1 protein-coding gene is annotated in these 3,485 nt (G+C 39.5%); it reads left to right on the top strand.

Features of this window, described 5'->3' with window-relative positions; translation table 11 throughout:
• The coding region (locus tag PN497_RS03030; RefSeq protein ID WP_272109569.1) for a condensation domain-containing protein at nt 1–3,485 on the top strand (3,485 nt) is incomplete at both ends.

The raw sequence follows: 3,485 nt of genomic DNA, 5'->3' as shown, positions 1-3,485 counted from the left end.
TGGGAACATAGAATACATAGGACGCATAGACAATCAAGTTAAAATTCGGGGCTTCAGAATTGAGTTAGGAGAAATAGAAGCGGTACTCAATCAACATCCTCAAATTCAGACATCATGCGTCATTGTCCGTGAAGACAACCCTGGACAAAAGCAATTAGTATCCTACCTAATACCACATCAGCATTCCACAGTAACTATGAGTGAAATGCGCCAATATCTCAAAGAAACACTGCCAGAATATATGGTGCCTCATAGTTTTGTGACACTAGAAACCCTACCCCTAACACCCAACGGCAAAATAGATCGTCGAGCCTTACCAGCACCAGAAACCCGTACAGGATTAGAAATAGAATTTATTCCCCCACGTAATCAAACCGAAAAAATACTAGCCCAGATTTGGGCAGAAGTGCTGAGAACAAAACAAATAGGAATTAACGATAACTTCTTTGAACTAGGAGGAGACTCAATACTCAGCATCCAAATTTTAGCCAAAGCCAAACAAGCAGGACTACAACTAACAGCCAAACAACTATTCGCCAATCAAACAATCGCCGAACTAGCAGCAATAGCACCGAACATCAAAACCATAGAAATAAAACAAGAACTAGTCACAGGTAAATTACCCCTAACACCCATTCAACACTGGTTTTTTGAGCAAAACTTTACACAACCACACCACTTCAACCAAGCATTCCTGCTATCAGTTCCCAGCGACATAAAACCAGAACTATTAAAACAAGCATTCCAGCAACTGCTAACACATCATGATGCCCTAAGACTAAGTTTTAGCCAAAAAAACTCCAATTGGGAACAAACATACACCGCTCCAAAAGATCAAATAGCCTTCCATGAAATAGACCTATCAACAATTCCAGAACATAAACAACCAGAAGCCATTGAAGCACAAGGAAATTTATTACAAGCCAACCTAGACATATCAGAAAACCTAATACAAGTAGCCTTATTCCATCTAGGCAGAGGAAAAAGAGCCAGATTACAAATAACCATCCATCACCTAGCCATTGACGGAGTTTCCTGGAGAATCTTATTAGAAGACCTACAAACAGCCTACCAGCAACTTGAGCAAGGCAAAGATATTCAGCTTCCTGCCAAAACCACCTCTTTTAAAGATTGGTCAGAGAAACTAACAGCTTATGCCCAATCACAAACCCTCAAATCGGAAGCGGCTTATTGGTTGAATGAAACTCGCGCCGCAGTTCCTTCCATCTTTGTTGACCATACAAAAGGGGAAAATACTGTTGCCGCAGCTAACACAGTTTTATTGTCTTTAAGTGAGGCAGAAACTCACGCCTTACTGCACGATGTACCAAAAGCTTACAACACACAAATTAACGATGTTCTCCTGACCGCCTTAGCGTTAGTTTTGAGCAAATGGACAAACTCCAAGAGAGTGCTATTCAATCTAGAAGGACATGGACGGGAAGATATTGTTGATGGTGTAGATTTATCACGGACAATAGGTTGGTTTACAACCATCTTCCCAGTATTAGTAGAACTACCAGCCACAGAAAATCTAGGGGAAACATTAAAAACAGTTAAAGAACAACTGCGGACTATTCCCAATAAAGGCATTGGTTATGGACTATTGCACTATCTCAGACAAGATCCAGAAATTGCTACTCAACTAAAGACATTACCCCAAGCCGAAATCAGTTTTAATTATTTGGGTCAATTTGATCAACAGATTAATACAACCTCTTGGATGCAGCCAGCTAGTGAATCTGCGGGAAGAATGCACGGTTTACAAAACAACCGCCCTCATCTGCTAGATATAAACAGCATGATAGTTGAAAAACAGTTGCAAATAGAGTGGACATACAGCACAAATCTTCACCAAGCAGCCACAATTGAAAAACTAGCACAGGAATTTGTCAACACATTACAGGACATCATTACTCATTGTGCATCAGGTAAAAATGGAGGTTATACACCTTCAGACTTCCCATTAGTGAAACTTAACCAGGTAGAACTAGACCAACTATTGGCAAGTTTAGACAAAACGAACAAAACTAACTGGCGAAACATTGAAAATATATATCCACTGTCACCAATGCAACAGGGGATGCTGTTTGAAAGTTTGTATGCCCCTGATTCTCAAGTATATTTTGAACAGTCGATTTACAATTTGAGTGGTCAACTAAACCTGAGAGCATTTGAAAAAGCTTGGCAGCAAGTAGTAGCAAGACATTCAATATTGCGGACTGCATTTATTTGGGAGCAGTTAGCAGAGCCAGTGCAAATAGTTTATCGGCAAGTGGATGTCAAAATAGAGAGTGAGGATTGGCAGCACCTATCGACTCAAGAAGCACAAGAAAAATTAGAGGTGTTAGTGCAGTCTCAGAGAAAACAGGGTTTCCAACTGTCTACAGCACCATTAATGCAGTTAAGTGTTATACAATTGAGTGCAGATAGATATCAATTTGTGTGGAATTTTCATCATTTATTGCTTGATGGCTGGTCAGTGCCTTTACTTTTCCAAGACCTACTGTATTTTTATCAAGCAATTATCAAAAGTGAAAATCCCACACTACCAGCAGTTTTAAGCTATGACAAATATATTGCTTGGTTACAGCAGCAAGACTTGAGCAAAGCTGAAGAATTTTGGCGAGAAAAACTGCAAGGTTTTACAGCACCAACTCCTTTAACAGTTGATAAATTATCTTCAAAGGGTAAACAGTTAGATTCTCGTTACAGGGAACAAAAAATTCAACTGACAGCGCAACAAACAGAAGCTTTACAGACCTTTGTCCGAAAGCATCAACTGACGATGAATAATTTGGTGCAGGGAGCTTGGGGTTTATTATTATCTCGGTACAGTCAAGAATCAGATGTTGTGTTTGGTGCTACAGTATCTGGTCGTCCTCCATCTTTAATGGGTGTGGAGTCAATGGTAGGATTATTTATCAATAGCTTACCAGTGAGAGTGAAAACTTGTGCTGAAACTGAAGTTTTGGCTTTGTTGAAAGAGCTACAAATACAGCAAGTAGAGTCTGAACAATATTCCTATAGCTCATTGGCAGATATTCAAAGATTGAGTGATGTTCCCGGAGGGAGTTCTTTATTTGAGAGTCTAGTTGTTTTTGAGAATTATCCGGTTAGTGAAGCAGCGGAAAAAAACAATTATGGTTTTTCAATAGATAGTGTTCAGGGTATTGAGCAAACCAATTATCCTTTAACAGTGGGAGTAATTCCTGGTCAGGAATTACTGGTAATAATTAGTTATGATACGAGCCGATTTGATGATGCAGCGATTTGTCGTTTGTTAGGACATTTCCAAACATTGTTATCTGGAATTGTTGCCGATCCCCAACAGCGAATTTCCCAATTACCAATACTGACAGAAACTGAGCAACATCAATTATTGGTAGAGTGGAATAATATTCAAGTTGAATATCCTGTTGATAAGTGCATCCATGAGTTATTTGAAGAGCAGGTAGAGAAAACACCGAATGCAATAGCAGTAG

The organism is Sphaerospermopsis kisseleviana CS-549 (assembly GCF_028329225.1).
In the GTDB taxonomy this organism is placed as follows: domain Bacteria; phylum Cyanobacteriota; class Cyanobacteriia; order Cyanobacteriales; family Nostocaceae; genus Sphaerospermopsis; species Sphaerospermopsis kisseleviana.
Note: the sequence above shows the minus strand (reverse complement) of the source record. Positions and strands in the feature narration are given on the sequence as shown.